A 24,024-nucleotide genomic window follows, 5' to 3' on the forward strand; every position below is an offset into this window, starting at 1 on the left:
CATGAACACACCTGAGAAATTGCAGGATTTTATTTATTATTTAACTAAAGACGCCGCCCGAAATTCATTTGAAGAATGGCGGGAAGATATTGGAATTAGTTATGAACAATACGCCGAAATAAAAGAATGGTTCAAGCAATTTGATATTAAGCCATACGTTTAATTATAGGGCTCAGTGCAAGGATGCAAACAGGAGATAGATATGAAAAAACTATATTGTCTAGAGTGCTCTGCTTATTTAGAGGGTGGTGATGGTGAATGCAAGGATTGCCACTGCGGATGGAAGCAACCAATGGAAGAAGAAAAGCAATCAACACCTGAACAGTTACAAGAAGAAAATGAAAAGTTGAAAGAAGTTCTTTTTGCTGGCGCTTTCTTAATGGCTAAAGCGGTTCATAAATATGATTTCGGTATTGGAATGGAAGAGCAAGCCACCGACTTTATGAAGGACGCAGAGGAACTTACAGGTAATAAGCTACCAAAGTTCGCATGATAATTTAACTCTCAGGGATGCAATAAGAGGAATGAATATGAGTAAGCAGATGGTTTTAGTTGCAAGGACAAACAAGGTTGGCTCTGACTCTGAATGTGGGCTGGGCATTACTGAGGACTAATGGGATAAATTAACCGAAGAAGAACAATCAGGATATATCAATACTGCAATTGATAATCTTGTTGATTGGTATGTGAAGACAGAGGGATAAGGTGGAGTGATGGATAAATACCTTTATTTAATTTAACATTTTGTCACCATGAATTAACTACGGTGATATTGCAATGGCTGAAAAAACGAAATTAGCTATTCATATAGCTAAAAAATTAAGGAAATGTTTTGACGAGTATTACAACGAGATAGCAAGAAATATTAACTTTCCATTTCATGCATTCCCTCATAATTCCTGTGAAGGAGCTTCTGCACTGCTTGGTGGAGTACTAAGTAGAAAATTAAATACAGAAGAAATATTTATTATAAATATATATAGCTCCACTTTGTCAGGTGAACATTACTTTGTTGAATTTGAGGAGTTGTATTACGATTTAACATTCGATCAATTCAAACTTGGTAAAGGTATAATTATTGCTGAAGAAAAAGAATATCTTGATAGCATAACAACGAAGAGCATTTCAAGAAGAAAGGTTATTGACTTTCTTAATGAGTTCTATCTAGAAGGTGAGAATCATAAATTTAACACAGAGCAAGCTATAAAAAACCTAATGTACCATATTTAACTATACGCCCTGCATTGCAGGGTTTTTTATACCTAAAATTCAGGAGTAAGCATGGATGAATCAAGGCAGCAATTTGAAGCGTGGTTTAATTCTGGTCACGGAGAATTGCCTTATAGCGATAAAGGCAAGGAGGATTTAAAGACTTTATTATTTCAATCTTGGCAAGCATCACGCGAGAGTTTAATTAATGGCTTAGAGCCTGTTGGTTATATAACATCAAACGGGTTCGATAATATAAAAGAATATGGATATACCCATCTAAATGAAGAAAGAAGTGAAAAAATAAATATACCACTCTATAAATTAGATTAAATAACCATGCAAATAATCGAATATGTATTACACATGTTAATACAGGGTTCTGCTGTGCCTGTTACGGAAGATATTTATACGCAATCGGAATGCAATAAACGTGCTGAATATTTAATGTCAGTGAGGAATGTTAAAGTTGTTTGTGGAGAGGTATGGAATGAAAGATAAATATTATGCTGGCTTGGAAAATTACAAAGATTGTATTGAGATTGAACCTACAACAAAAGATTGTTTTATTTTAAATACTCCATCTTGGAATATGGATGTGACAAAACAAGACTTAATTGACATCAGAAATACTATTAATGAAATACTAGGAGATGATAATGAATAAATACACCGAACTATCTGATTTCGAGATTAATTTATTAGTAGCTCAATCTGTTTTACCTGAAACGCAATACGATGTAATTAAACAAACAATGGATATTATCCAATTCCTTGTTGATGGCTCGTTTGGTTATCGCTTTTTCGACCCATGCAATAACCCATCAGACGCAATGCCGATTATTATTGAAAATAAAATAGGGTTATCACCAATGTACCATTCTAATAAATGGACAGCTGACTGCCTTGATTATGACTTCATGTCAGTAAATAAAAACCCATACCGTGGCGCTATGGAAGTTTTTTTAATGATGAAGGATACGGAGAATAATCAATGAAACGAATTACATTATCAGAATGGAATAATAAATATTTCGCTAACCCTAGAAGTCAACGGCAATTATCTCGCTATATAAAGGAAGGTAGGTTATACCCTGCTCCAGAAAAGGTTGGTAGAGAATATGAGTTAGAGCCGTGGACAATTCTAACAAATGACAAAATGGTAAGGGAACCGCAATATTTAATGGAGAAAATTAATGGGCAGAAGCAGAAGTGCAAAGAACAAGGGTTTACCGCCTAACTTGTATTTGCGTAAAGGGATTTACTATTACAGGGATGTAAGAACTAAAAAGGAATTTTCTGTTGGCTCAAACAAATCATTAGCAATAACCGAAGCCATACAAGCCAATTTGGCTATTTATAAACCTAAAGAGTCATTAGTTGACAGAATTAATAATGTTCACTGTGTAACATTGCATGAGTGGCTTGATACTTATAGGGAGAAAGTAAACAACAGGGGGTTAAAAGAGAAGACGCTCTACGATTACGAATCAAGAATAAAGTTAATCAAATTACACTTTAATGACTGTCCAATTGAGAATGTAACACCAAGAGATGTAGCCACATTTATTTCAGAGTACCCTAAAAAGGCAATGGCAAAATTACTAAGGTCCACTATGCTAGATGCCTTTAATGAAGCTATTGCGGATGGTGTGATAAAGGAAAATCCCGTTTCCGTGACAAAGCCACCAAAAACAAGTGTTCAGCGATCAAGGTTATCACTAGAAGAGTTTAAATACGCCTTGGAGCACACAAATGACAAATATAGGCATATGTTCCTATTGGCGATACTTACAGCTCAACGTATTAGCGATATTATCAATATGAAGTGGGATGATATAAAAAATGATAGGCTGTATGTCACTCAAATAAAAACAGGTTCTAAAGTAGCAATACCACTCTCATTAAGACTGGAGTCTATTAGTTATTCTATTAAAGATGTTTTAAATCTCATGAATAGGAGCTCAGATAAAATCTGTGGCAATACCACAGCAAAAACATTAAGAGGTAAATTTATCGAAGCCCTACCTGAGTATTTAGAGAATAAACCAACATTTCATGAAATTAGAAGTTTATCTGCAAGATTATATGAAGAAGAAAAAAGTGCTGAGTTTGCAAAGAAAATACTTGGCCACAAATCTATGAGAATGACAGATAAATACCTTGATGATAGAGGTAATGGCTACGTTGAATTGTGAGTTAATAGTGAGTGATTGTGAGTATCGATATGTATTATATTGATTTATAATACAAAAAAATGAACACCACTATAATCCAATAAGCAGGTTTCATAAATACCCTAGCGAAAGAGAGCGCAGAGATATTTATCAAGATAGGGATAAAAAAACGGGAAGTAGACAACACTCCCCGTTTTATCGTCTTATTTAACCATCTCTTTATAGAGGATTAAATATCTATATGATATTTATTTTAATACTTTATAGATTATGGTGTTATTTGCCGTCACTTGACCGGATGCAATATCACTCACTTTATCAAAGTCATCGATATTACTGATGATAACCGGACTTATCATTGATTTAGCATTAGTGTTTAAATACTCAAGATCTAGCTCTAAGATAGGCTGACCAACTTTAACCTCTGTACCTTCTTCAACCAGACGTTTAAAGCCTTTTCCTCCTAATGCGACCGTATCAATCCCCATATGGACGATAATCTCAACACCGTTATCCGTTTCAATGCAAAATGCGTGGTTAGTATCAAAGATTTTTACTACCGTACCGGCAGCAGGTGCCATCACAATATTTGATGTGGGTTTAATAGCAAGACCATCTCCCACGACACCGCTTGAGAAAGCTTCATCAGGCACATCTTTTAATGCAACCACTTCACCATCAAATGGCGCGACCATTTCAAGAATGACTTTGGCATCATTATTAGTCTGTTTTTCTGATGTTTTTTCTGTCGATACCGCGTTATCTGTATGTCTACCAGCATAAGCGGCAACTGGGCCTTGTGCTAATACATCACGCATGGCACTTGCAACAATTTCAGCCCGTGTGCCCACAATCACTTGAACACTCTGTTTATTTAAGCGAATAACCCCTGAAGCACCTAGGTGTTTTGCGTAAGCATCGTTGACTACACTGGCATCTTTTACATTTAAACGTAAACGAGTAATACAAGCATCAATACCAGTTAAGTTATCTGAGCCACCAACTGCAGCGATATATTGACGTGCTTCTTGTTGCACTGCTTCTTTGCTATTAGTGGGGACGGCTTTGATATCTTCATCATAGCCGTCTGCGGTTTCATCCCCCGCCACCTCATCTTCACGACCCGGTGTTTTCAGGTTAAATTTAGTAATGGTGAAACGGAAAATACCATAGTAAATGAAGAAGAATGCGATACCTTGCACAATCAACATATACCATTTAACCGCCAGAGGGTTGCGTGAAGATAAGAACATATCCACAAGGCCCGCACTAAAGCCAAAGCCTGAAATCCACTCCATACTTGCGGCAATATAAACAGAAATCGCCATTAAGAATGCGTGAATAACATAAAGCACTGGAGCAACAAACATAAAGGAGAATTCAAGCGGTTCAGTGATCCCCGTAAAGAATGCCGCAAATGCCCCAGCCATCATGATACCGGCAACTTTTGCTTTATGCTCTTTGCGCGCACAATGATAAATAGCCAGTGCTGCCCCTGGTAAACCAAACATCATAACTGGGAAGAAACCTGCTTGATAACGTCCTGTCACACCGACCGTTGCCAAGCCCGCATCAATCGCTTGCTGACCAGCAAGGAAGTTAGGAATATCATTAATACCTGCCACATCAAACCAGAACACAGAGTTCAGCGCATGGTGTAAACCAACAGGAATTAATAGGCGGTTAAAGAAAGCATAAATACCGGCGCCCAAAGCCCCCATATCTTTAATGCTTTCACCAAAGCTCACTAAGCCGCCGTAAATTACCGGCCAGATATACATTAGAATAAAGGCGACGATAATCATCAAGAATGACGTGAGGATCGGCACTAAGCGACGACCACTAAAAAATGATAATGCACGAGGTAATTCGACACTGCTAAAGCGGTTATACAGCTCAGCTGAAAGTACCCCAACCAGAATACCGACAAACTGGTTGTTTATTTTACCAAAAGCCACAGGCACTTCTGCAAGTGGTAGACCTTTGATCATCGATACCGCAGCAGGTGAACAAAGTGTAGTCACCACTAAAAAGCCGACAAAGCCAGTTAAGGCCGCCGCCCCGTCTTTGTCTTTTGACATACCATAAGCAACACCTATCGCAAACAATACTGACATATTATCGATAATGGCAGCACCTGATTTGATCAGTAAAGCAGCTAGCGCATTATCGTTTCCCCAGCCTACCGGATCAATCCAGTAGCCTATTCCCATCAGAATTGCTGCAGCAGGCAATGTCGCAACGGGCACCATCAATGCCCGTCCTATCTTTTGCAGATAACTTAAAATATTCACACACTCCCCCTTGGATAACCCCTATTTGGGATCTTATTTATACTCATTTATATTTATTGATGAGTTAATTATTTAATTCCATTTTTAGTCTAAAAAAATTATTTTGTATCGCAAATTAATTAGTGCTAATTTGTGATTAAAGTCACCTATATAGGATATTTTTTAGCTTAAATGCTGGCTAAGTCAGAAAGCTTATTTTATGATTAAAAATATCTTTTGAAGGATTGATGTCTTCATTGACTAAAAATGAAAAGCAATTCGTGTTATAGATGAGCCACTGATAATCACGCATTGAAATAGTATGTAACTTGATTGTCAGATTTGTCTTTTTTCTATGAGGTTATTATGAGGTTAATCCCCCTATCCACGGCACAGCAAGTGGGAAAATGGTCGGCTAATTATATCGTTGAGAAAATCAACGCATTTGCGCCAAGCGCCGATCGTCCTTTTGTTCTTGGTTTACCTACTGGTGGTACGCCATTAGCAACGTACAAAGCGCTAATTGAACTACATCGTGCAGGTAAAGTAAGTTTCCAGCATGTTGTCACCTTCAATATGGACGAATATGTTGGCATTCCAGCAGATCACCCACAAAGTTATCGTACTTTTATGTATGAGAACTTTTTTAATCATATTGATATTAAAGATGAAAATATCAATTTATTAAACGGTAATGCAACAGATCCACAAGCAGAATGTGCACGTTATGAGGCGAAAATAAAGTCTTATGGCAAAATCAATCTGTTTATGGGAGGTGTTGGTAATGATGGTCATATCGCTTTTAATGAACCCGCCTCATCACTCGCTTCTCGTACACGGATGAAAACACTGACTGAAGATACTCGTCTCGCTAATTCACGATTCTTCGACAACGATATCAATAAAGTGCCTAAATATGCGCTAACTGTCGGTGTAGGGACATTATTAGATGCAGAAGAGTTAATGATTTTAGCGACTGGCATCAATAAGGCTCAAGCAGTACAGGTGGCAACAGAAGGTGCTGTTAATCATCTATGGACTATCTCTTGCGTGCAATTACACCCTAAAGCAATTTTAGTCTGTGATGATCCGGCGACAATGGAACTGCGTGTGAAAACACTGCGTTATTTTCAGCAAATTGAAGCGCAAGAGCGCCAGCAATACCAAGACTAAGTTTAGTAAATTAAGTACCTACGATAAGTAGTGGAAAACTAAGCTCTCTTACTTATCAGCCAGAATTTGCTGGCTGATATCGGTTTTTTAGATTGACTTCCCTTATATTAGGAGACAAAGGTATGTTTGCCTTAACAAATGCTGTTATTTATACAGGTTATGACCGTTTAGAAGATCACGCCATTATTATTAACGGGTCACGTATTGAGCAGGTTTGCCCACAGGATCAACTACCAAAAGATATAGCCACTCGTGATATGCAAGGTGCGATTGTCTCCCCCGGTTTTATTGATTTACAAGTCAATGGCTGTGGCGGTGTACAATTTAATGACACCGCGGAAAATGTCACAGTAAAAACGCTAGAGATTATGCAAAAAGCCAATGAACGCTTAGGCTGTACTAGCTATTTACCAACATTAATTACCTGTTCTGATGAATTGATGAAAATAGGCATTGAAGCAACTCGCGCTTATATGCAAAAACACCAAAATAAAGTGTTGGGATTACATTTAGAAGGCCCTTATATCAATATCATTAAAAAAGGGACACATGATCCTCAATTTATTCGTCAACCAAGTGCACAGATGATTGACTATTTGTGTGATAACGCTGATGTCATCGCTAAAATTACACTCGCACCAGAAATGGTCGATGAAAAATATGTTCGTCAATTAATCACAGCAGGTATTGTTGTTTCTGCAGGCCACTCAAATGCCACCTATGAAGAAGCGCGTAAAGGCTTTCGTAACGGTATTTCATTGTCGACTCACCTTTATAATGCAATGCCTTATATTTCAGGTCGTGGCCCGGGTCTTGTAGGGGCAATTTATGATACCCCTGAGGTTTACGCAGGGATCATTGCCGATGGTTTACATGTTTCATGGGCAAATATCCGTAACAGTAAGCGCTTAAAAGGTGAAAAACTGTTATTAGTGACAGATGCGACAGCTCCTGCGGGGCTTGATCCAAATAAAAATGAGATGGATAGCTTCGTTTTTGCTGGAAAAACGATATATTATCGCAATGGGCTGTGTGTGGATGCGGACGGTACATTAAGTGGTTCATCACTCACGATGATTGACGCTATTAAAAATAGTGTACTTCATGTTGGTATTCCATTAGATGAAACGTTGCGTATGGCGACACTTTACCCTGCCCGTGCGATTGGTGCAGATAACGAACTCGGTACAATTGAAGCAGGTAAAATAGCAAATATTGCTTCTTTTGATAAGGACTTCAACCTTTGCACAACATTTGTCAATGGTATTGAAATAACAGATAACTAATGGATGTAAATGCTGATGAGTCACAACAACACTGAAACGCAAATTGGCAATATCGATCTTGTTAAGCAACTTAACAGTGCGATTGTATATCGGCTCATTGATCAACACGGGCCGATTTCTCGTATTCAAATCGCCGAGCAGAGCCAACTCGCCCCTGCCAGTGTCACTAAAATTACTCGTCAGCTTCTTGAACGTGGCTTGATTAAAGAAGTTGATCAACAGGCTTCAACCGGAGGTCGTCGCGCAATATCCATTGTTGTGGAACATCGCCGTTTTAATACCGTCAGCGTCCGATTAGGACGCAATGATGCCACTGTTGCTCTTTATGATCTCAGTGGTAAAGCCTTAGTAGAGCAACACTACCCTTTAGAACAAAGCACCCAACAAGAAGTTGAAACCTTGCTTATTAATGCTATTGATGATTTTATTAAACAAAATCAACGTCGTATTAATGAGCTTATTTCAATTTCAATTATCTTGCCCGGGTTAGTTGATCCTAATAAAGGCATTGTCCACTATATGCCTCATATGAAGGTAAATAACTGGGCACTCGTTGATAACTTAGAAAAACACTTTGATCTGCCTTGCTATGCGGGCCATGATATTCGGAGTCTCGCCTTAGCAGAAAACTATTTTGGTGCCACCAGAGATTGTGAAGATTCTATCTTGGTTCGTATTCATCGTGGCGCAGGGGCTGGTGTTATTATCAACAACAAAATTTTGCTCAACCAGCGTGGTAATCTTGGTGAAATTGGTCATATCCAAATAGATCCATTAGGAGAGCGTTGCCACTGTGGTAACTTTGGTTGTTTAGAGACCATTGCGTCCAATAGCGCAATAGAAGCTAAAGTCCGCTACCAACTTGAACAAGGCTATCCCAGCCAGCATTTATCTGCAACACAATGCCAAATTCAAGATATATGCGATGCCGCGGTAAAAAACGATCCCCTCGCTGTTGAAACCATTAAACAAGTGGGTCTTCATCTAGGTAAAGCCATCGCCATTGCAATTAACCTATTTAACCCACAAAAAGTGGTTTTGGCAGGAGAAGTGACCGAAGCGGCTGAAATATTACTACCGTCGATCCAAAGTTGCATTAATACCCAAGTATTAAAAGAGTTTAGAGAAGCGCTTCCTGTTGTTATCTCCGAACTTGATCATCGCTCAGCCATTGGTGCATTTGCACTTACCAAGCGAGCAATGCTTAATGGAGAGTTACTACAATATTTATTCGACAAATAATCTTTTTGTTACAATAAAACAGCTTTTTAAATGAAGGCTGTTATTTATCTCAATTAAGATTAATTTTAGGATAAATTTCAACCAGTCATCTTTGTTTAAAAAACAACGTGCAGCTAAAATAACTGTGCGTTGTTTTATTATGTCACCACTACACCACTATATCCCCTTCCCTGTGCTATCAAATTATCACCTATTAGGCTGTTTTTTCTTTTTATTCAGACAATCTGTTGTTATTTACTTAGTAAGATTTTTCATCAATAAGGTTGTTTTTTGGATCTTTTTTCGACAAAATGATTAACCAGCGAGCAAACGAACACTTTTCTCGAAAATTAATGCAAAAAGCAGTTGACGGATTTGTCTGTAATACGCATAATGCGCCCCGCAACGCCGACGAAGGTTATGCAAAAAAAGATGGCTATGTAGCTCAGCTGGTTAGAGCACAACACTCATAATGTTGGGGTCACAGGTTCGAATCCCGTCATAGCCACCATCTTTTTTGCGGGAGTGGCGAAATTGGTAGACGCACCAGATTTAGGTTCTGGCGCCGCAAGGTGTGCGAGTTCAAGTCTCGCCTCCCGCACCATTTTAACCGTCGTCAATTTATCAGGTGGGGTATCGCCAAGCGGTAAGGCACCAGGTTTTGATCCTGGCATACCCTGGTTCGAATCCAGGTACCCCAGCCATTTTCCTGATAGATAATATGCGTGTTGACAATTGAATTAGCGGATGGGGTATCGCCAAGCGGTAAGGCACCAGGTTTTGATCCTGGCATTCCCAGGTTCGAATCCTGGTACCCCAGCCATATTTCTGCTAAATTCAATAAATAGTGAGAAATTATCTCCTATTGGCTATGTAGCTCAGCTGGTTAGAGCACAACACTCATAATGTTGGGGTCACAGGTTCGAATCCCGTCATAGCCACCATTTTGGGGTATCGCCAAGCGGTAAGGCACCAGGTTTTGATCCTGGCATGCCCTGGTTCGAATCCAGGTACCCCAGCCATATTCTGAAAGAGAGACTCGTTAAACGAGTCTTTTTTTCTCAAAGGTTGTTGCGGGAGTGGCGAAATTGGTAGACGCACCAGATTTAGGTTCTGGCGCCGCAAGGTGTGCGAGTTCAAGTCTCGCCTCCCGCACCATTGATTAATAGTGTCAAACACTAACTAAAATCAACAAACAAGACTCGCTATGGCGGGTCTTTTTTGTTTTTAGCCTTAAATATCCCCTCACTCTCACCCTTTATCAACACGCTGACGCCTTGTCTATTTCCTCATTACTCTCATACTTATCATTGTTTGCTCGATAATCTACATAGACTCATCGTAACGTTATTTTTTGATCAAGCTGTACATATATTCATACCAATACTATACTCCCCCATAGTATATTTAAGGATTATATATGCCACACTCACCAGCAGAAAAAAAAGCCGCGTTAACCCGTGTAAGAAAAATCAAAGGGCAAATTTTGGCATTAGAAACCGCCCTTGAAAACGAAAATGAATGCGGCCAAGTTTTACAGCAAATTGCTGCCATTCGGGGTGCTATCAATGGCCTGATGGCGGGCGTACTCGAAAGTCATTTACGTGAAGGTCTAATGGATGCCGTCGCTTCTCCTGAAGATCAAAAAAATTCCGTTGATGATGCAATCTCACTAATACGCACTTACCTGCGCTAATAACAACAAGGATATCATTATGAAATCTCGTGCTGCGGTCGCCTTTGGACCAGGAGAGCCTTTAAAAATTGTTGAAGTTGATGTGATGCCACCTCAAGCAGGTGAGGTATTGATTAAAATTAGTCACACTGGCGTATGCCATACTGATGCCTTTACCCTTTCAGGTGATGATCCTGAAGGTGTTTTCCCTGCCATTTTAGGTCATGAAGGCGCGGGGGTGGTGGTTGAAGTAGGTGAAGGCGTCACCAGTGTCAAACCGGGTGATCACGTGATCCCTCTCTATACAGCAGAATGTGGCGAATGCCTATTTTGTAAATCAGGCAAAACGAATCTCTGTGTAGCAGTAAGAGCAACCCAAGGTAAAGGCTTAATGCCTGATGGCACAACGCGCTTTTCCTATAATGGACAACCTATTTATCACTATATGGGTTGCTCTACCTTTAGTGAGTATACGGTAGTAGCTGAAGTATCACTCGCTAAAATCAATCCACAAGCCAACCATGAAGAAGTCTGCTTACTTGGTTGTGGCGTGACAACAGGTATTGGTGCTGTACATAATACGGCAAAAGTACAAGAAGGTGACTCGGTGGCTGTATTTGGTTTAGGTGGCATTGGTCTTGCTGTACTGCAAGGCGCTAGACAAGCCAAAGCAGGCCGTATTTTTGCGATTGATACTAATCCTGAAAAATTTGCATTAGCACGCCAATTTGGTGCCACAGACTGTTTAAATCCCAATGATTATGACAAACCTATTCAAGAAGTACTGGTTGAAATGACTCAGTGGGGCGTTGATCATACTTTTGAGTGTATTGGTAACGTCAATGTGATGAGAGCCGCTCTAGAGAGTGCTCACCGTGGTTGGGGGCAATCTATCATTATTGGTGTTGCGGGGGCAGGACAAGAGATCTCAACACGCCCTTTCCAACTCGTCACAGGTCGTTCATGGAAAGGGACTGCATTTGGCGGAGTAAAAGGTCGTAGCCAACTACCCAATATGGTTGAAGATGCAATGAATGGGAAAATCGAACTCAAACCTTTTGTGACCCACACTTTACCTCTTGAAAAAATAAATGAAGCCTTTGATTTAATGCATGAAGGTAAATCAATTAGAACTGTTATTCATTTCGATTAATCACTCTCAGGCCTATTAGCAAATAGGTCTGACTTTGTTGTTAAGGAGTCAAAATGAACAACATTGAACGCCATGCCTGTTTTGGCGGTTGGCAAGAGGTTTATCAACACACCTCTACCACCCTCAATTGTGAGATGAAATTTGCTATCTATCTCCCGCCTATGGAAGATGGGCAAAAATATCCGGTTTTATATTGGTTATCTGGATTAACTTGTAATGAACAAAACTTCATTACCAAAGCCGGAGCACAGCAATATGCTGCGCAACACGGTGTTATTTTAGTGGTACCTGATACTAGCCCTCGTGGTGAAAATGTGGCTGATGATAGTGCTTATGATTTAGGACAAGGTGCTAGTTTTTATCTGAATGCCACACAAGCACCTTGGAATAGTCATTATAAAATGTATGACTACATTGTTAATGAACTCCCTAAATTGATTGAGACACATTTTCCTGCCAATGAGCGACGTGCTATTAGTGGACATTCAATGGGGGGACATGGTGCATTGATGATTGGTTTGCGTAATTTGTCTCGCTATTGCAGTATTTCAGCGTTTTCACCCATTGTTGCACCAACCCAAGTCCCTTGGGGACAAAAAGCCTTCAGCGCTTATTTAGGCGACGATATGGCACAATGGCAACAATATGACACGATTGAATTACTGAATAAAACACAACAGACAGTGCCCATACGAGTGGATGTCGGTCTTGATGATCCTTTTTACCAACAGCAACTACAGCCAGAACGTTTAGCACAAGTGTGTGATAAAAAACAGTTTGCGTGCTGTTTAAATTTACATCAAGGCTACGACCACAGTTACTATTTTGTCGCGAGTTTTATCGGTGAACATATAGCCTTTCATGCTAAGCACTTAAAGGCTTAAACCTAATGCGATGATCGATGAAGACAATTCAGATCATCGCATTGCTCATCATTTAATCCCTAAAGCATAACGTAGCGCGGCTTCTTTCGCTTTTCCTGCATGCTGCGCAGCTAATAATCCGATATTTCTGGCTAATTTTAAGCCTGGTAATTGATGGCTAAAAGCGTGGTAAAAGAGATCCATTCCTGCCTGCATCAGCATATTATCAGGCATACGACGGCGCTGATATTTTTTTAACAATGCCATTGAATGCCAAGGTTCAAAATGCTGTTTCGCTTGCGCCACTAAATTAAGCAAGCAATCCACATCACGATAACCGAGGTTAACCCCCTGTCCTGCTAATGGATTAATAGTATGTGCCGCATCCCCCACTAAAATCACACCATTATCAACATAACGACTAGCATGCTGACGAGTTAATGGGAAAGAGCCTGCTGCAATAGGTGTCACTTTGCCTAAGCGTTCAGGGAAAGCATGTTCGATTTCTTTTTCTAACTGTGCCATTGACATCGTTTGTAGCTTTCTAATTCTCTGCGGAGAATCATACCAAACTAAGCAAGCCCAATTATCAAACAGAGGCAAATAAGCCCGTGGCCCTGAAGGGTAAAAGCGTTGCCATGTACCCTTTTCTGGTGGCAATTGCGTTTTCACGGTGATTAACATACAGGATTGACGATACTGCCAACCATTACTGCCAATCCCTGCCATTTGACGCACTTGCGAATTAGCCCCATCGGCCCCTACAACTAACTGAGTGGTGATTTCCTGACCATCAGCAAGCGTGACTTGCCATTTATTATCTAAGTATTTCATGTTACTTAGACTATTTGGGCATAATAAAGTGATATTGCTATAACGTTCTGCTTCTTGCCACAATGCCAATTGCAAAATGCGATTTTCAACCATATAACCTAATTCAGGTAAACCAAGACTTTTGGCATCAAAAATAACATGGGCATTATCTTCTTCCCATGTTTCGAGGGTTAGGTATGGCGCACTGCGCATCGCTAAAACATGTTGCCATGCACCTAGCTGTTTTAATAAACTAACGGACGCGCAGCTGATCGCAGAAATACGAATATCAGGATGAGATGAGGCATCAAAAGGTGCTGGAGATTGCCGTTCTACCATTGCAACACGCAACCCTTCTTGCGCCAGCCCAATGGCAACGGCTGCGCCAATCATGCCACCACCGGCAATGACTGCATCAAAATCGTTTTTTACATTTCTCATCATTGTTATGCCATAACTCATTGCTTTAAAAATAATAGGTAAGCGCTATATCAGTTTATTAGAAATAAGCAAAACTGAACGCCAGAAAGAATTAGCGCCGACTGACTCTAGTCACTGACCACACAAATGACTACAATAACCGCCTTATTGGCTTATTACACGCAACGTTTTTCAGTGATTAGCTATTATCTCACTGTAAATACCGGATTTATACAATGTCGACGATAAAAAAACTGTACATTAAAACTTGGGGCTGCCAGATGAATGAGTACGATTCATCTAAAATGGCAGACCTACTCGAAAGCACCCACGGTTATCAGTTAACCGATGTCGCCGAAGATGCGGACATTCTACTGCTAAATACCTGTTCTATCCGTGAGAAAGCACAAGAAAAAGTCTTTCATCAGTTAGGACGTTGGAAAAATTTTAAAGATAATAAACCTGATATTATCATCGGCGTTGGTGGTTGTGTTGCCTCTCAAGAAGGTGAATACATTCGTCAACGTGCGCAGTGTGTCGATATTATCTTCGGACCACAAACCTTACACCGCTTACCAGAAATGATTAATCAGGTAAAAGGCACCAAAAGCCCAGTGGTCGATATCAGTTTCCCTGAAATTGAAAAATTTGACCGTCTACCTGAACCTCGTGCTGAAGGCCCTTCTGCATTTGTTTCTATCATGGAAGGCTGTAATAAATACTGTTCATTTTGTGTAGTGCCTTATACGCGTGGTGAAGAAGTCAGTCGCCCTTGTGATGATATCCTATTTGAAATCGCACAACTGGCCGCTCAAGGGGTACGTGAAGTTAATCTATTAGGTCAAAACGTCAATGCTTATCGTGGTGAAACCTTTGACGGGCAAATCTGTAGCTTTGCAGAATTACTACGCCTAGTGGCAGCGATTGATGGTATTGATCGTATTCGTTTTACTACCAGCCACCCTATTGAGTTTACTGACGATATTATTGCGGTTTATGAAGATACCCCTGAATTGGTTAGCTTCTTACACTTACCAGTACAAAGCGGATCAGATCGTATTTTAACCTTAATGAAGCGTAATCATACAGCTCTTGAATATAAGAGCATTATTCGTAAATTACGCAAAGCACGCCCTGATATTCTGATAAGCTCAGACTTTATCATTGGTTTCCCAGGTGAAACGCAAGATGATTTCGAAAAAACCATGAAATTAATTGCGGATGTAAACTTTGATATGAGCTTTAGCTTTATCTATTCAGCCCGTCCAGGAACCCCTGCGGCTGATTTACCTGATGATGTGAGCGAAGAAGAGAAGAAACAGCGTTTATATCTGTTACAACAGCGCATTAATCAGCAAGCAATGAACTACAGCCGTGCCATGCTTAACAGCGTACAACGTATTCTTGTGGAAGGCCCTTCACGTAAAAATGTGATGGAACTTTCAGGTCGTACCGAAAATAACCGCGTGGTTAACTTCGAAGGTACACCGGATATGATTGGTAAATTCGTTGATGTCGAAATTGTTGACGTTTACGCTAACTCATTGCGTGGTAAAGTGGTCAGAACGGAAGATCAAATGGATTTACGTATCCATGAATCACCAGAATCCGTTATTGCCCGTACTCGTAAAGAAGATGAATTAGGTGTAGGTGTTTACCAACCTTAATTGATCAGACTTAACAAAAGGATACTCAGTGACAGTAATAGCCCATACACAGGTAGCGACCCAAGAGATTTTCTTAGAGCCCGCAGATAATGACCGTTTAATGAGTTTATGTGGCCCATTTGACGACAATATTAAGCAACTTGAACGCCGTTTAGGTATCGAGATCAATCACCGTGATAACCGTTTTAAACTAACGGGTAAATCACTGAATGTGAATGCAGCTGCAGGAATTTTGCGACATCTGTATGTGGAAACCTCACCTATTAAAGGTGTGATACCCGACATCGACCCTGAGCAAATTCACCTTGCCATCAAAGAGAGCCGAGTGCTTGAGCAAAGTGATGAGCATGTGCCTGAATTTGGGAAATCGACCAATATTCGCACTAAACGCGGCGTGATAAAACCACGTACGCCTAACCAAGCGCAATATATTGCCAATATCCAAACTCACGATATTACTTTTGGTATCGGGCCTGCAGGTACAGGGAAAACCTATCTGGCTGTTGCTGCCGCTGTCGATGCCCTTGAGCGTCAAGAAGTACGCCGTATTTTACTGACTCGCCCTGCGGTAGAGGCGGGTGAAAAGCTCGGTTTTTTACCCGGCGATTTAAGCCAAAAAGTCGATCCGTATTTACGACCACTTTATGATGCGTTATTCGAGATGTTAGGTTTTGAAAAAGTTGAGAAACTGATAGAGCGTAATGTGATTGAAGTGGCCCCTTTAGCTTATATGCGAGGTCGTACACTCAATGACGCATTTATTATTCTCGATGAAAGTCAAAACACCACAATCGAACAGATGAAGATGTTTTTAACGCGTATCGGTTTTAACTCTAAAGCGGTCATCACAGGTGATATCACGCAAATCGACCTTCCTCGAGGCCATAAATCCGGATTGCGTCATGCCATAGAAGTGCTATCTAATGTCGATGATTTAAGCTTTAACTTCTTCCATAGTGAAGACGTGGTTCGCCATCCTGTGGTTGCTAAGATTGTTGTCGCATATGAAGCTTGGGAAGTTGAAGATCAAAAACGCCGCCAAGCAATTAAAGCAGAAAAAGAGAGACTGCAGAGAGAAAATCATGAGTGAAGTGATTCTTGATTTACAAGTTGCCACTGAAAATACACAAGGGCTTCCGAGTGAAGCCCAATTTATCACTTGGCTGGAAGCCGTACTACCGCAATTTCAGCCTATTAGTGAAGTGACTATCCGTATCGTTGATGAAGCGGAAAGCCATGAGTTAAACCTAACTTATCGTGGAAAAGATAGGCCAACTAATGTACTTTCTTTTCCTTTTGAAGCACCGCCTGAAGTGGAATTACCTTTACTGGGTGATTTAATTATCTGTCGTCAGGTCGTTGAAAAAGAAGCCGATGAGCAAAATAAAACTGTTGAAGAGCACTGGGCACACATGGTTATCCATGGTTGTCTGCACCTTTTAGGCTATGATCATATTGAAGATGATGAAGCTGAAGAAATGGAAGGTTTAGAGACAGAAATCTTACAAAAATTAGGTTATGAAGATCCCTATTTGATTGAAAAAGAGTAACAGTTCTCTTTATTTTATGATAAATACTATATCTAATAACCATTCAATGAGGAAAAATAGTTAAAACGCCATGAGCGACGACCAATCTTCGAGTAACGATAACCCTGGTCCTAAAAAGGGGTTTCTCACATTGCTTAATCAGTTATTTCACGGTGAACCTAAAAATCGTGATGATCTGATGGAGCTTATCCGCGATTCTGAACAGAAAGAATTAATCGATCCTGATACCCGTGATATGTTAGAGGGGGTAATGGATATCGCTGAACAGCGTGTACGGGATATTATGATCCCCCGCTCGCAAATCGTCACATTAAAACGCAATCAAACCCTTGATGAGTGCCTTGATGTGATTATTGATTCAGCGCACTCTCGCTTTCCTGTCATCAGTGAAGACAAAGATCATATTGAAGGCTTATTAATGGCAAAAGATTTATTGCCATTTATGCGTACTGGTGCTGAGCCATTTAGTATAGACAAAGTTTTACGTTCTGCTGTCGTTGTACCAGAAAGTAAACGCGTTGACCGCTTACTAAAAGAGTTCCGTTCGCAACGCTATCATATGGCTATTGTCATTGATGAATTTGGTGGTGTTTCTGGTTTGGTCACGATTGAAGATATTCTTGAACTTATCGTCGGCGAAATTGAAGATGAGTATGATGATGAGGATGATATTGATATTCGTCCATTAAGTCGCCATACCTACTCAGTGAGAGCATTAACCCAAATAGAAGATTTTAATGAGGCATTTGGTACTCACTTTAGTGATGAAGAAGTCGATACGATTGGTGGTTTAGTTATGCAAGCCTTCGGTCATCTTCCTGCTAGAGGTGAAACTATTACCATTGATAATTACCAATTTAAAGTTGTTATGGCTGATAGCCGTAAAATTATTCAGGTTTATGTGCACATTCCTGACGATGCGCCTGTACCTGAACTAGGTAATGATGTGTAGGATATTAATGAATAATTTCTCTTTATTAAACCGCCAGTGGGTTCGCACCCTACTGGCGGTTTTTTTCGGTGCCAGTGGCACACTCGCGTTTTCTCCCTTTGATTTCTGGCCTGCAGCGTTAATTTCTTTATCAGGTTTGCTACTGATAATAACGCAACGAACCACACGACAAGGGGCATGGCTTGGTTTTGCCTGGGGATTTGGATTATTTGGTAGTGGTGTAAACTGGGTATATGTCAGCATTGCTGATTTTGGGGGAATGCCATTTGCTATCAATATTTTCTTAGTCATATTGTTAGCCCTTTACCTATCGCTTTATACCGCCCTATTTGCCGGATTATTAAACAAGTTCTTCCCTAAACCTACCTTTTGGCGTTTTGTCTTTGCGGCTCCCGCTGTATGGCAACTCACTGAATTTTTAAGGGGCTGGGTGTTATCAGGGTTTCCGTGGTTACAATTTGGTTATAGCCAAATTGATGGCCCATTAAAAGGTATTGCACCTATTTTTGGTGTCACCATGATAACCTTTTTGCTGACCATAATTAGTGGACTTATTGCTGTCGCTATCTATCGTAAATCACTATATAGTGCGGTGATCGGAGCAATATTATTACTCTTACCTATCAGCTTTAAATCTTATCAATGGTATCAACCTTTAACTGATGAAACACAAGAAATTGCCTTAATTCAAGGCAATATCGCGCAATCATTAAAATGGCAACCCGGTACTTTAGAAAGTACGTTAAACACCTATCTCACCTTAAGTCGCCCTTTTATCGGTAAAGCAAACTTAATTATTTGGCCTGAGTCAGCTATCCCTGATGTTGAAATTCAGCAACAAGGCTTTTTAGCGCAATTGGATAAACAATTAAGAGCACAAGACACGCATCTAATGACAGGAATTATTGATGCGCGTCCCACCTTAGAAGGCTATCGTTTTTATAATAGTGTTATTACATTAGGTGAACACTATGCTTACCAATATCCGGCAACAGATCGCTATAACAAACATCATCTTGTGCCTTTCGGTGAGTATGTCCCTTTAGAGTCCTTATTGCGCCCATTAGCGCCATTTTTTAATTTACCTATGTCATCATTAAGCCAAGGTGAATATATACAACCTCAACTGACGGTAAATGATGCCAAAATAACCGCCGCCATCTGTTATGAAATTATTCTTGGAGAACAAGTTCGTGCTAACTTTAAGCCGGATACACGTTTCTTATTAACTATTTCAAATGATGCTTGGTTTGGTAATTCAATTGGTCCATGGCAACATTTTCAAATGGCTAGAATGCGTTCATTAGAGTTAGGACGCCCATTATTACGTTCAACTAATAACGGCATTACCGCCTTTATTGCTGCTAATGGTGATGTTATTGCCCAGCTTCCACAATTTGAAGCAGGTGCATTAGCTGAAAAAATGACACCCACAACAGGATCAACACCTTATTATAAAATGGGGAGTTATCCAGTGTGGATTTTAGCAGGGGTATTTTTAATTCTTGCTTTTATTAAGCGTCGTTCTTAATGTTAAATAAAGCCCTGCTCAATTAATCTTAAAACAATTAATTAAGTAAGGGCTTTTCTAATAAAAGGACTTTTCAATGATCCATTACCCTGAATATATTCTTGATATTATTTGGCAAAGAGCGAAAAAAATATCTGCCGATAATGAAACAAAAGGATTTCGTAAAGATAAAGAAACTAAATGGATCAAGCGCCAAATGTTTAATCAACAAAATGAATTTGGCTGGGTATTATCAAAACAACCCAGTTCGATTCATCAAATTATTGAAGATGAAACAATTGTGCCTTTACATTGGCAAACAGCGAGAGCCTATGAGCAAAAACAAGAAGCAAGCTCTAAACGTCTCAATATGATCCCACTTGACCCACCAGCACTATCGAAACTCATTCAATCACCAACAGATGTTTTACCTTATTGGCAACATGCCCATCAGATTTCCAGCGATAATGAAGAAAAAGGTTTTCGTAAAGATTATTACGGTCGTATTATCCAGAAAAATGCGTTTGGAGATAAACAACATCAATATGGTTGGACATTAGCTCAATTAACACCAGCCAATAAGAATAATCAAATCGTTATTCCTATTAATATTGTACCAATACATATTAATACCTCAAAACGCACTTACAATGAAAAGGAATTAATTGTTCAAGGTAGCCAAGAAGCAAAAATAAAACGCAGACGTAAAAAACTTGTCTATGAGATAATCGATTTTATTGTCAGCCTACCTGGCATTATTTTTTCTTCATTTAAACTCTGATAAACAAGTTAAATTGAAGCCCACCATAACCTAAGTTTTAATCCCCAAGAGGATGTCCAGCCACTTGTAAAGTGCACCATTTCACCTTTATAGAGAATAACAAAAGAAGGTGTAGCACTTATCCCCCAACGTTGAGAAATAGCCCCTCTATCATCATTAATAACCGGAAAAACTAGTTGCTTGGAGTTAATGCCACGTATTATTTTGGCATCATCACCAGAGCGGATAACTACAGACGTAACATTATAACCCTGTTGTGCTAAATCATTTACCGTCGGTGTAGTTAACTTACAAATGCCACACCAACTCGCCCAAAAATAGATCAGTAATGGTTTCTCTTGGCTAAGGGCAATCAATGAGACTGGTTTATCATCAACTGTATAAAGCGTAGATAAATCAGTAAGTTCTGGTGGCGTTGGTTGACGCCACCAGTCCATAGCAAATGAAATAGCCACAAAAATAAGGGCGAGAATAACTAATTCTTTACCCCATTTTCGTAAACGATTTGCCATTATTTTTTCACTTTCGCCAGTTGTTCTTTCACAATAATTTCTAACTGATCATAATCAACAGCACCCGGTAAAATAGTATCACCAATTACCGTCGCTGGCGTACCTTGAATACCCAGTTTACGAGAAAGCTCTAAGTTATTTTGCAACGTTTTTAAGCTGTCATCAGTTAACTTAATTTTGCTAGTATTAGTGCTCTTCATTGCATCTTCAATACTTGCATTATCTAGCATCGTTTTCTTCTGCATCAAACGTTGATGAAGTGCTAAGAATGCTTTTGGATCTTCTTTCCAGACAGAAAGCACCGCCTGAGAGGCTTTAGCAGAGCTTTCACCTTTAAATGGTAATGGTTTAATGATAACCGCCACATCAGGGTATTGTTCGGTGATCTTTTCTAATAATGGGTCAAAGCGTTTGCAATACGGGCAGTTATAATCAGTGAACGACACTAACACTAACTTAGCATCTTTAGCGCCAATACGTGGACTTGCCGCATCGTTGTATAATGCATCATGTTCAGAGGCCAATGCTTGACGGAACTGTGCTTGTTGCTCATCTGCCTTCTTAGTTTGCAATGCCATGATAGCTTCTTCCAAAATCTCAGGATTACTCACTAAAGTATCACGAACTAATGCACGTACTTCTTTTTCTTGAGCTGCATTCAAGGCAGCGGCTTGAACATTTGCACCAAAAAGTAACGAAGAGATAACCAGTGCAGAAAGTGTTTTTTTCATTATTGGGCTCCTTTAGCCTCTGAAAGAATAGTTAACATTAGATCTTTATTTAAAAGAGGCGGTAGGATCTCCCCCTCCTTGTTACATGGTCCATAAATCTGGTTAAACGGCACGGCGACTTGACCGCGCTGTTTTAAAAATTGGGTGATCTGTTCTGACGGTTTCGTCCAATCCCCTCTTAATGCGACAACATCAGGCTCTGAAAGTGCCTTTTGCACATCATCGCGTAATAATACATTGTATTTATTTGCTTTGCAGGTAACACACCAATCTGCAGTAACATCAATAAACACCCGTTTATTTTCAGCTAACGCTTGATGGATAGCCTCTTCTGAGAGTGGTTGCCAATTCACCTGATCTTGCCCCGCCAAGGTCTGAGTATCAGGCTGAGCAATAAATAGATAGCTTGTACCACCTAAAATAAGGGTGATCACCATTGAAGCAAATAGCGTTTTTTTGCCGTAATGTTTAGCAATAGCAAAAAGCAAGATCAGGGCGATAGCCACAAAAATAGCCGCAACAATGCCAATACCAAAATGGGGGATCAATAAAGTGATCAGCCAAATACAAGATAGCAACATCATAAAGCCTAAAACAACTCTTAGGCGATTCATCCATTTACCGGGTTTTGGCAACACTTTGGCAATTGATGGAAACATAGCAACCATGATCCATGGTAAACTCATTCCAAGACCTAATGCGGTGAAAATTAACCATAACTCACTTAATGGTGCTATCAATGCATAAGCAACCGCAGTCCCCAAGAATGGGGCAGAACACGGTGTGGCAAGCAATGTAGCAAAAGCCCCTTCCCAGAAATGTCGACTATAACCTTGGCCTCCTGCTGTCGCTATTTTGGTATTCATATTACTTGATAAACGTAATTCAAATAGGCCAAATAAATTAGCGGTAAAAATAGCCGTGATCAGCACCATAAAGCCAATAAACCAAGGGCTTTGAAACTGTATGCCCCAACCTATTGCTTCTTGGCTGTAGCGTAATACGGTCATAAACAGCGCTAAGGCCCAGAATGACACTAAAATTCCCACAACAGAAACAGAAAACTGTTTACGAATAGCCCCTGTATCACGTTTTTCGATATGAAGAATTGAGCCCAATTTCATTGCCAAAACAGGTAACACACAAGGCATTAAATTAAGAATTAAGCCCCCTAACAGCGCAAAGGCTAAAATACTCCATAATCCAACCCCCGAGTCAGCAGTAGGCAGAGATACGCTATCGCCTTGGCCTATAGTGTCATTGACTTGACGTGAATAGCCATCGTCAGTCACAACAAAGGAGAGTGGTTTTCCTACAATGTCACCTGCAGCGTCTCCCCAATCATCGGTTACATCGACAGTAACAGATAAATGATCACCTTTTGCTGTTAACTGTGGAATGCCATATAGCATTCCTTGTGGTGGATCGAGATAAATATTAGGTTGATGCCAGTCACCTTGTTCTCGTTGTAATGAGAGGGTTAATTGACTATTTCGATAATCAGATGAAACAGCAGAAATTAATCCACTTGTCACAGGTACTTTGGCCATGGCTTGATTATATTGCCATTCAAAATCAGCGGGAGCAGGCTCGTTTAAATCCAGATTTAATGAGTAATCAGTTAAAATACAGACATTACTACAGGTTGAAAGTGTTAATACCCCATTTAAGTTATCGCTATCGACAGATTTTAGTTCAATGGGGAAGACGACTTCTTTATCGTAACCTTGGGTATGAATACCTGCGACATCAAAAGCGGAAGGTGATGGCCAATGCCATATCATATCAGACACAGATTGCGTCCAATTAATTTCAGGTGCTACGCCACCTTCTCCGGGAGAGCGCCAATATGTTTTCCAGCCCGGCGCTAATTGCACCTCAAGCAATATTTTAACATCGCCTGTCGATGACTTGTCAGCCGTAGCCCTAACCTGAGCATGATCATTGTCTGGCATAGTTAGCCAACCTGTATCGGCGGCTAATGAAGATAATGAAAATAGCATCAACATCAATGCTATTAAAAAAGAACGAACCATAGCAACTCCCTAAAAAATCCTC

General features: G+C 40.0%; 25 protein-coding genes and 7 tRNA genes. 27 read left to right on the top strand and 5 right to left on the bottom strand.

What is annotated here, in order from left to right; genetic code table 11:
• The first annotated feature begins 1 nt into the window (after window position 1).
• The 8 genes from AACU98_RS10800 to AACU98_RS10835 all read left to right on the top strand — a co-directional run bounded on the left by AACU98_RS10800 (window position 2) and on the right by AACU98_RS10835 (window position 3,407).
• Complete coding sequence (locus AACU98_RS10800) at window positions 2–163, top strand: hypothetical protein (RefSeq protein ID WP_153274246.1); 162 nt, start codon at window positions 2–4, stop codon at window positions 161–163.
• Window positions 164–202: 39 nt separating this feature from the next.
• The gene (locus AACU98_RS10805) at window positions 203–493 is read left to right on the top strand and encodes a hypothetical protein (RefSeq protein WP_102086781.1); all 291 of its coding nucleotides are present in this window, start codon (window positions 203–205) and stop codon (window positions 491–493) included.
• Window positions 494–777: 284 nt separating this feature from the next.
• Window positions 778–1,230: a hypothetical protein gene (locus AACU98_RS10810; RefSeq protein ID WP_017628829.1), complete on the top strand. Its 453-nt coding sequence runs from the start codon at window positions 778–780 to the stop codon at window positions 1,228–1,230.
• 51 nt (window positions 1,231–1,281) lie between these two features.
• Window positions 1,282–1,542 carry a hypothetical protein gene (locus AACU98_RS10815; protein WP_107033967.1) on the top strand — a complete coding sequence of 87 codons (261 nt, stop codon included), beginning with the start codon at window positions 1,282–1,284 and terminating at the stop codon, window positions 1,540–1,542.
• A gap of 157 nt (window positions 1,543–1,699) precedes the next feature.
• Window positions 1,700–1,876, top strand: coding sequence for a hypothetical protein (locus tag AACU98_RS10820; RefSeq protein ID WP_012367596.1), 177 nt, complete (start codon window positions 1,700–1,702; stop codon window positions 1,874–1,876).
• A complete protein-coding gene (locus AACU98_RS10825) occupies window positions 1,869–2,207 on the top strand; it encodes a phage protein NinX family protein (RefSeq protein ID WP_004247455.1) in 339 nt (112 codons plus the stop codon). Before AACU98_RS10820 ends, AACU98_RS10825 begins: the two co-directional genes overlap by 8 nt.
• Window positions 2,204–2,449: an excisionase gene (locus AACU98_RS10830; protein ID WP_012367595.1), complete on the top strand. Its 246-nt coding sequence runs from the start codon at window positions 2,204–2,206 to the stop codon at window positions 2,447–2,449. The genes AACU98_RS10825 and AACU98_RS10830 overlap by 4 nt, the downstream gene beginning before the upstream one ends.
• Window positions 2,406–3,407, top strand: coding sequence for a tyrosine-type recombinase/integrase (locus tag AACU98_RS10835; protein ID WP_049213530.1), 1,002 nt, complete (start codon window positions 2,406–2,408; stop codon window positions 3,405–3,407). Before AACU98_RS10830 ends, AACU98_RS10835 begins: the two co-directional genes overlap by 44 nt.
• Window positions 3,408–3,634: 227 nt before the next feature.
• On the opposite strand, the gene nagE is transcribed toward AACU98_RS10835, so the two are convergent.
• Window positions 3,635–5,638 (bottom strand): N-acetylglucosamine-specific PTS transporter subunit IIBC, encoded by a 2,004-nt coding sequence (nagE, locus tag AACU98_RS10840; RefSeq protein ID WP_201741339.1) that lies wholly within the window; start codon window positions 5,636–5,638, stop codon window positions 3,635–3,637.
• A gap of 387 nt (window positions 5,639–6,025) precedes the next feature.
• Here nagE and nagB point away from each other — a divergent pair, with 387 nt between their 5' ends.
• From nagB to fghA, 13 genes are all read left to right on the top strand, one after another.
• On the top strand, window positions 6,026–6,832 hold the full coding sequence (gene nagB / locus AACU98_RS10845) for a glucosamine-6-phosphate deaminase (protein WP_004247451.1): 807 nt from the start codon (window positions 6,026–6,028) through the stop codon (window positions 6,830–6,832).
• A gap of 122 nt (window positions 6,833–6,954) precedes the next feature.
• Window positions 6,955–8,118: an N-acetylglucosamine-6-phosphate deacetylase gene (nagA, locus tag AACU98_RS10850; RefSeq protein ID WP_004246019.1), complete on the top strand. Its 1,164-nt coding sequence runs from the start codon at window positions 6,955–6,957 to the stop codon at window positions 8,116–8,118.
• 9 nt (window positions 8,119–8,127) lie between these two features.
• A complete protein-coding gene (nagC, locus tag AACU98_RS10855) occupies window positions 8,128–9,360 on the top strand; it encodes a DNA-binding transcriptional regulator NagC (RefSeq protein WP_004246020.1) in 1,233 nt (410 codons plus the stop codon).
• 413 nt (window positions 9,361–9,773) lie between these two features.
• A tRNA-Met gene (locus tag AACU98_RS10860) sits at window positions 9,774–9,850 on the top strand.
• A gap of 8 nt (window positions 9,851–9,858) precedes the next feature.
• Window positions 9,859–9,943: transfer RNA gene (locus AACU98_RS10865), tRNA-Leu, on the top strand.
• 25 nt (window positions 9,944–9,968) lie between these two features.
• Window positions 9,969–10,043 (top strand) — tRNA-Gln (locus AACU98_RS10870).
• Between the two features lie 44 nt (window positions 10,044–10,087).
• A tRNA-Gln gene (locus AACU98_RS10875) sits at window positions 10,088–10,162 on the top strand.
• A 44-nt stretch (window positions 10,163–10,206) separates the two neighbouring features.
• Window positions 10,207–10,283 (top strand) — tRNA-Met (locus tag AACU98_RS10880).
• Between the two features lie 3 nt (window positions 10,284–10,286).
• Window positions 10,287–10,361, top strand: a tRNA-Gln gene (locus AACU98_RS10885).
• 51 nt (window positions 10,362–10,412) lie between these two features.
• A tRNA-Leu gene (locus AACU98_RS10890) sits at window positions 10,413–10,497 on the top strand.
• 262 nt (window positions 10,498–10,759) lie between these two features.
• Window positions 10,760–11,035 (top strand): formaldehyde-responsive transcriptional repressor FrmR, encoded by a 276-nt coding sequence (frmR, locus tag AACU98_RS10895; RefSeq protein ID WP_004246023.1) that lies wholly within the window; start codon window positions 10,760–10,762, stop codon window positions 11,033–11,035.
• 19 nt (window positions 11,036–11,054) lie between these two features.
• Window positions 11,055–12,167 carry an S-(hydroxymethyl)glutathione dehydrogenase/class III alcohol dehydrogenase gene (locus AACU98_RS10900; protein ID WP_004246024.1) on the top strand — a complete coding sequence of 371 codons (1,113 nt, stop codon included), beginning with the start codon at window positions 11,055–11,057 and terminating at the stop codon, window positions 12,165–12,167.
• A 53-nt stretch (window positions 12,168–12,220) separates the two neighbouring features.
• On the top strand, window positions 12,221–13,051 hold the full coding sequence (fghA, locus tag AACU98_RS10905) for an S-formylglutathione hydrolase (RefSeq protein ID WP_017827456.1): 831 nt from the start codon (window positions 12,221–12,223) through the stop codon (window positions 13,049–13,051).
• Window positions 13,052–13,099: 48 nt separating this feature from the next.
• Here the strand turns inward: fghA and ubiF are convergent, their stop codons facing one another.
• Window positions 13,100–14,287, bottom strand: a complete 1,188-nt coding sequence (gene ubiF / locus AACU98_RS10910; protein WP_017827457.1) for a 3-demethoxyubiquinol 3-hydroxylase — start codon at window positions 14,285–14,287, stop codon at window positions 13,100–13,102.
• A 212-nt stretch (window positions 14,288–14,499) separates the two neighbouring features.
• On the opposite strand from ubiF, the gene miaB reads away from it, so the two are divergent.
• The 6 genes from miaB to AACU98_RS10940 all read left to right on the top strand — a co-directional run bounded on the left by miaB (window position 14,500) and on the right by AACU98_RS10940 (window position 20,723).
• Window positions 14,500–15,930, top strand: coding sequence for a tRNA (N6-isopentenyl adenosine(37)-C2)-methylthiotransferase MiaB (gene miaB, locus AACU98_RS10915; RefSeq protein WP_004246028.1), 1,431 nt, complete (start codon window positions 14,500–14,502; stop codon window positions 15,928–15,930).
• A gap of 28 nt (window positions 15,931–15,958) precedes the next feature.
• Window positions 15,959–17,020: a PhoH family protein gene (locus AACU98_RS10920; RefSeq protein ID WP_004246031.1), complete on the top strand. Its 1,062-nt coding sequence runs from the start codon at window positions 15,959–15,961 to the stop codon at window positions 17,018–17,020.
• A complete protein-coding gene (gene ybeY / locus AACU98_RS10925; RefSeq protein ID WP_004246032.1) occupies window positions 17,013–17,480 on the top strand; it encodes an rRNA maturation RNase YbeY in 468 nt (155 codons plus the stop codon). Before AACU98_RS10920 ends, ybeY begins: the two co-directional genes overlap by 8 nt.
• A 70-nt stretch (window positions 17,481–17,550) precedes the next feature.
• A complete protein-coding gene (gene corC, locus AACU98_RS10930; protein WP_004246033.1) occupies window positions 17,551–18,432 on the top strand; it encodes a CNNM family magnesium/cobalt transport protein CorC in 882 nt (293 codons plus the stop codon).
• A gap of 7 nt (window positions 18,433–18,439) precedes the next feature.
• Window positions 18,440–19,963 carry an apolipoprotein N-acyltransferase gene (lnt, locus tag AACU98_RS10935; RefSeq protein ID WP_004247445.1) on the top strand — a complete coding sequence of 508 codons (1,524 nt, stop codon included), beginning with the start codon at window positions 18,440–18,442 and terminating at the stop codon, window positions 19,961–19,963.
• A gap of 76 nt (window positions 19,964–20,039) precedes the next feature.
• Window positions 20,040–20,723: a hypothetical protein gene (locus AACU98_RS10940; RefSeq protein WP_004246035.1), complete on the top strand. Its 684-nt coding sequence runs from the start codon at window positions 20,040–20,042 to the stop codon at window positions 20,721–20,723.
• 8 nt (window positions 20,724–20,731) lie between these two features.
• Here AACU98_RS10940 and AACU98_RS10945 read toward each other — a convergent pair whose 3' ends face one another.
• The 3 genes from AACU98_RS10945 to AACU98_RS10955 are packed head-to-tail and all read right to left on the bottom strand — an operon-like array spanning window position 20,732 to window position 24,002.
• Window positions 20,732–21,235 (bottom strand): protein disulfide oxidoreductase, encoded by a 504-nt coding sequence (locus AACU98_RS10945; RefSeq protein ID WP_036919933.1) that lies wholly within the window; start codon window positions 21,233–21,235, stop codon window positions 20,732–20,734.
• Complete coding sequence (locus AACU98_RS10950; protein WP_004246037.1) at window positions 21,235–21,966, bottom strand: DsbA family protein; 732 nt, start codon at window positions 21,964–21,966, stop codon at window positions 21,235–21,237. Before AACU98_RS10950 ends, AACU98_RS10945 begins: the two co-directional genes overlap by 1 nt.
• Window positions 21,966–24,002, bottom strand: a complete 2,037-nt coding sequence (locus AACU98_RS10955) for a protein-disulfide reductase DsbD family protein (RefSeq protein ID WP_004246038.1) — start codon at window positions 24,000–24,002, stop codon at window positions 21,966–21,968. The genes AACU98_RS10950 and AACU98_RS10955 overlap by 1 nt, the downstream gene beginning before the upstream one ends.
• Between the last annotated feature and the right edge of the window lie 22 nt (window positions 24,003–24,024).

This window comes from Proteus sp. G4380, assembly GCF_963885725.1.
GTDB classification, from domain to species: Bacteria; Pseudomonadota; Gammaproteobacteria; order Enterobacterales; family Enterobacteriaceae; genus Proteus; species Proteus mirabilis.

Bases quoted from the DNA above. Each gene is read 5' to 3' on its own strand.
- AACU98_RS10950 (WP_004246037.1), bottom strand. From the start codon at position 21,966: ATGAAAAAAACACTTTCTGCACTGGTTATCTCTTCGTTACTTTTTGGT.
- ubiF (WP_017827457.1), bottom strand. From the start codon at position 14,287: ATGATGAGAAATGTAAAAAACGATTTTGATGCAGTCATTGCCGGTGGT.
- frmR (WP_004246023.1), top strand. From the start codon at position 10,760: ATGCCACACTCACCAGCAGAAAAAAAAGCCGCGTTAACCCGTGTAAGA.
- corC (WP_004246033.1), top strand. From the start codon at position 17,551: ATGAGCGACGACCAATCTTCGAGTAACGATAACCCTGGTCCTAAAAAG.
- AACU98_RS10810 (WP_017628829.1), top strand. From the start codon at position 778: ATGGCTGAAAAAACGAAATTAGCTATTCATATAGCTAAAAAATTAAGG.
- nagE (WP_201741339.1), bottom strand. From the start codon at position 5,638: ATGGTGCCCGTTGCGACATTGCCTGCTGCAGCAATTCTGATGGGAATA.
- ybeY (WP_004246032.1), top strand. From the start codon at position 17,013: ATGAGTGAAGTGATTCTTGATTTACAAGTTGCCACTGAAAATACACAA.
- nagC (WP_004246020.1), top strand. From the start codon at position 8,128: ATGCTGATGAGTCACAACAACACTGAAACGCAAATTGGCAATATCGAT.
- miaB (WP_004246028.1), top strand. From the start codon at position 14,500: ATGTCGACGATAAAAAAACTGTACATTAAAACTTGGGGCTGCCAGATG.
- AACU98_RS10800 (WP_153274246.1), top strand. From the start codon at position 2: ATGAACACACCTGAGAAATTGCAGGATTTTATTTATTATTTAACTAAA.
- AACU98_RS10835 (WP_049213530.1), top strand. From the start codon at position 2,406: ATGGGCAGAAGCAGAAGTGCAAAGAACAAGGGTTTACCGCCTAACTTG.
- fghA (WP_017827456.1), top strand. From the start codon at position 12,221: ATGAACAACATTGAACGCCATGCCTGTTTTGGCGGTTGGCAAGAGGTT.
- AACU98_RS10830 (WP_012367595.1), top strand. From the start codon at position 2,204: ATGAAACGAATTACATTATCAGAATGGAATAATAAATATTTCGCTAAC.
- AACU98_RS10940 (WP_004246035.1), top strand. From the start codon at position 20,040: ATGATCCATTACCCTGAATATATTCTTGATATTATTTGGCAAAGAGCG.
- AACU98_RS10900 (WP_004246024.1), top strand. From the start codon at position 11,055: ATGAAATCTCGTGCTGCGGTCGCCTTTGGACCAGGAGAGCCTTTAAAA.
- AACU98_RS10955 (WP_004246038.1), bottom strand. From the start codon at position 24,002: ATGGTTCGTTCTTTTTTAATAGCATTGATGTTGATGCTATTTTCATTA.
- AACU98_RS10805 (WP_102086781.1), top strand. From the start codon at position 203: ATGAAAAAACTATATTGTCTAGAGTGCTCTGCTTATTTAGAGGGTGGT.
- nagB (WP_004247451.1), top strand. From the start codon at position 6,026: ATGAGGTTAATCCCCCTATCCACGGCACAGCAAGTGGGAAAATGGTCG.
- nagA (WP_004246019.1), top strand. From the start codon at position 6,955: ATGTTTGCCTTAACAAATGCTGTTATTTATACAGGTTATGACCGTTTA.
- AACU98_RS10945 (WP_036919933.1), bottom strand. From the start codon at position 21,235: ATGGCAAATCGTTTACGAAAATGGGGTAAAGAATTAGTTATTCTCGCC.
- AACU98_RS10820 (WP_012367596.1), top strand. From the start codon at position 1,700: ATGAAAGATAAATATTATGCTGGCTTGGAAAATTACAAAGATTGTATT.
- lnt (WP_004247445.1), top strand. From the start codon at position 18,440: ATGAATAATTTCTCTTTATTAAACCGCCAGTGGGTTCGCACCCTACTG.
- AACU98_RS10815 (WP_107033967.1), top strand. From the start codon at position 1,282: ATGGATGAATCAAGGCAGCAATTTGAAGCGTGGTTTAATTCTGGTCAC.
- AACU98_RS10825 (WP_004247455.1), top strand. From the start codon at position 1,869: ATGAATAAATACACCGAACTATCTGATTTCGAGATTAATTTATTAGTA.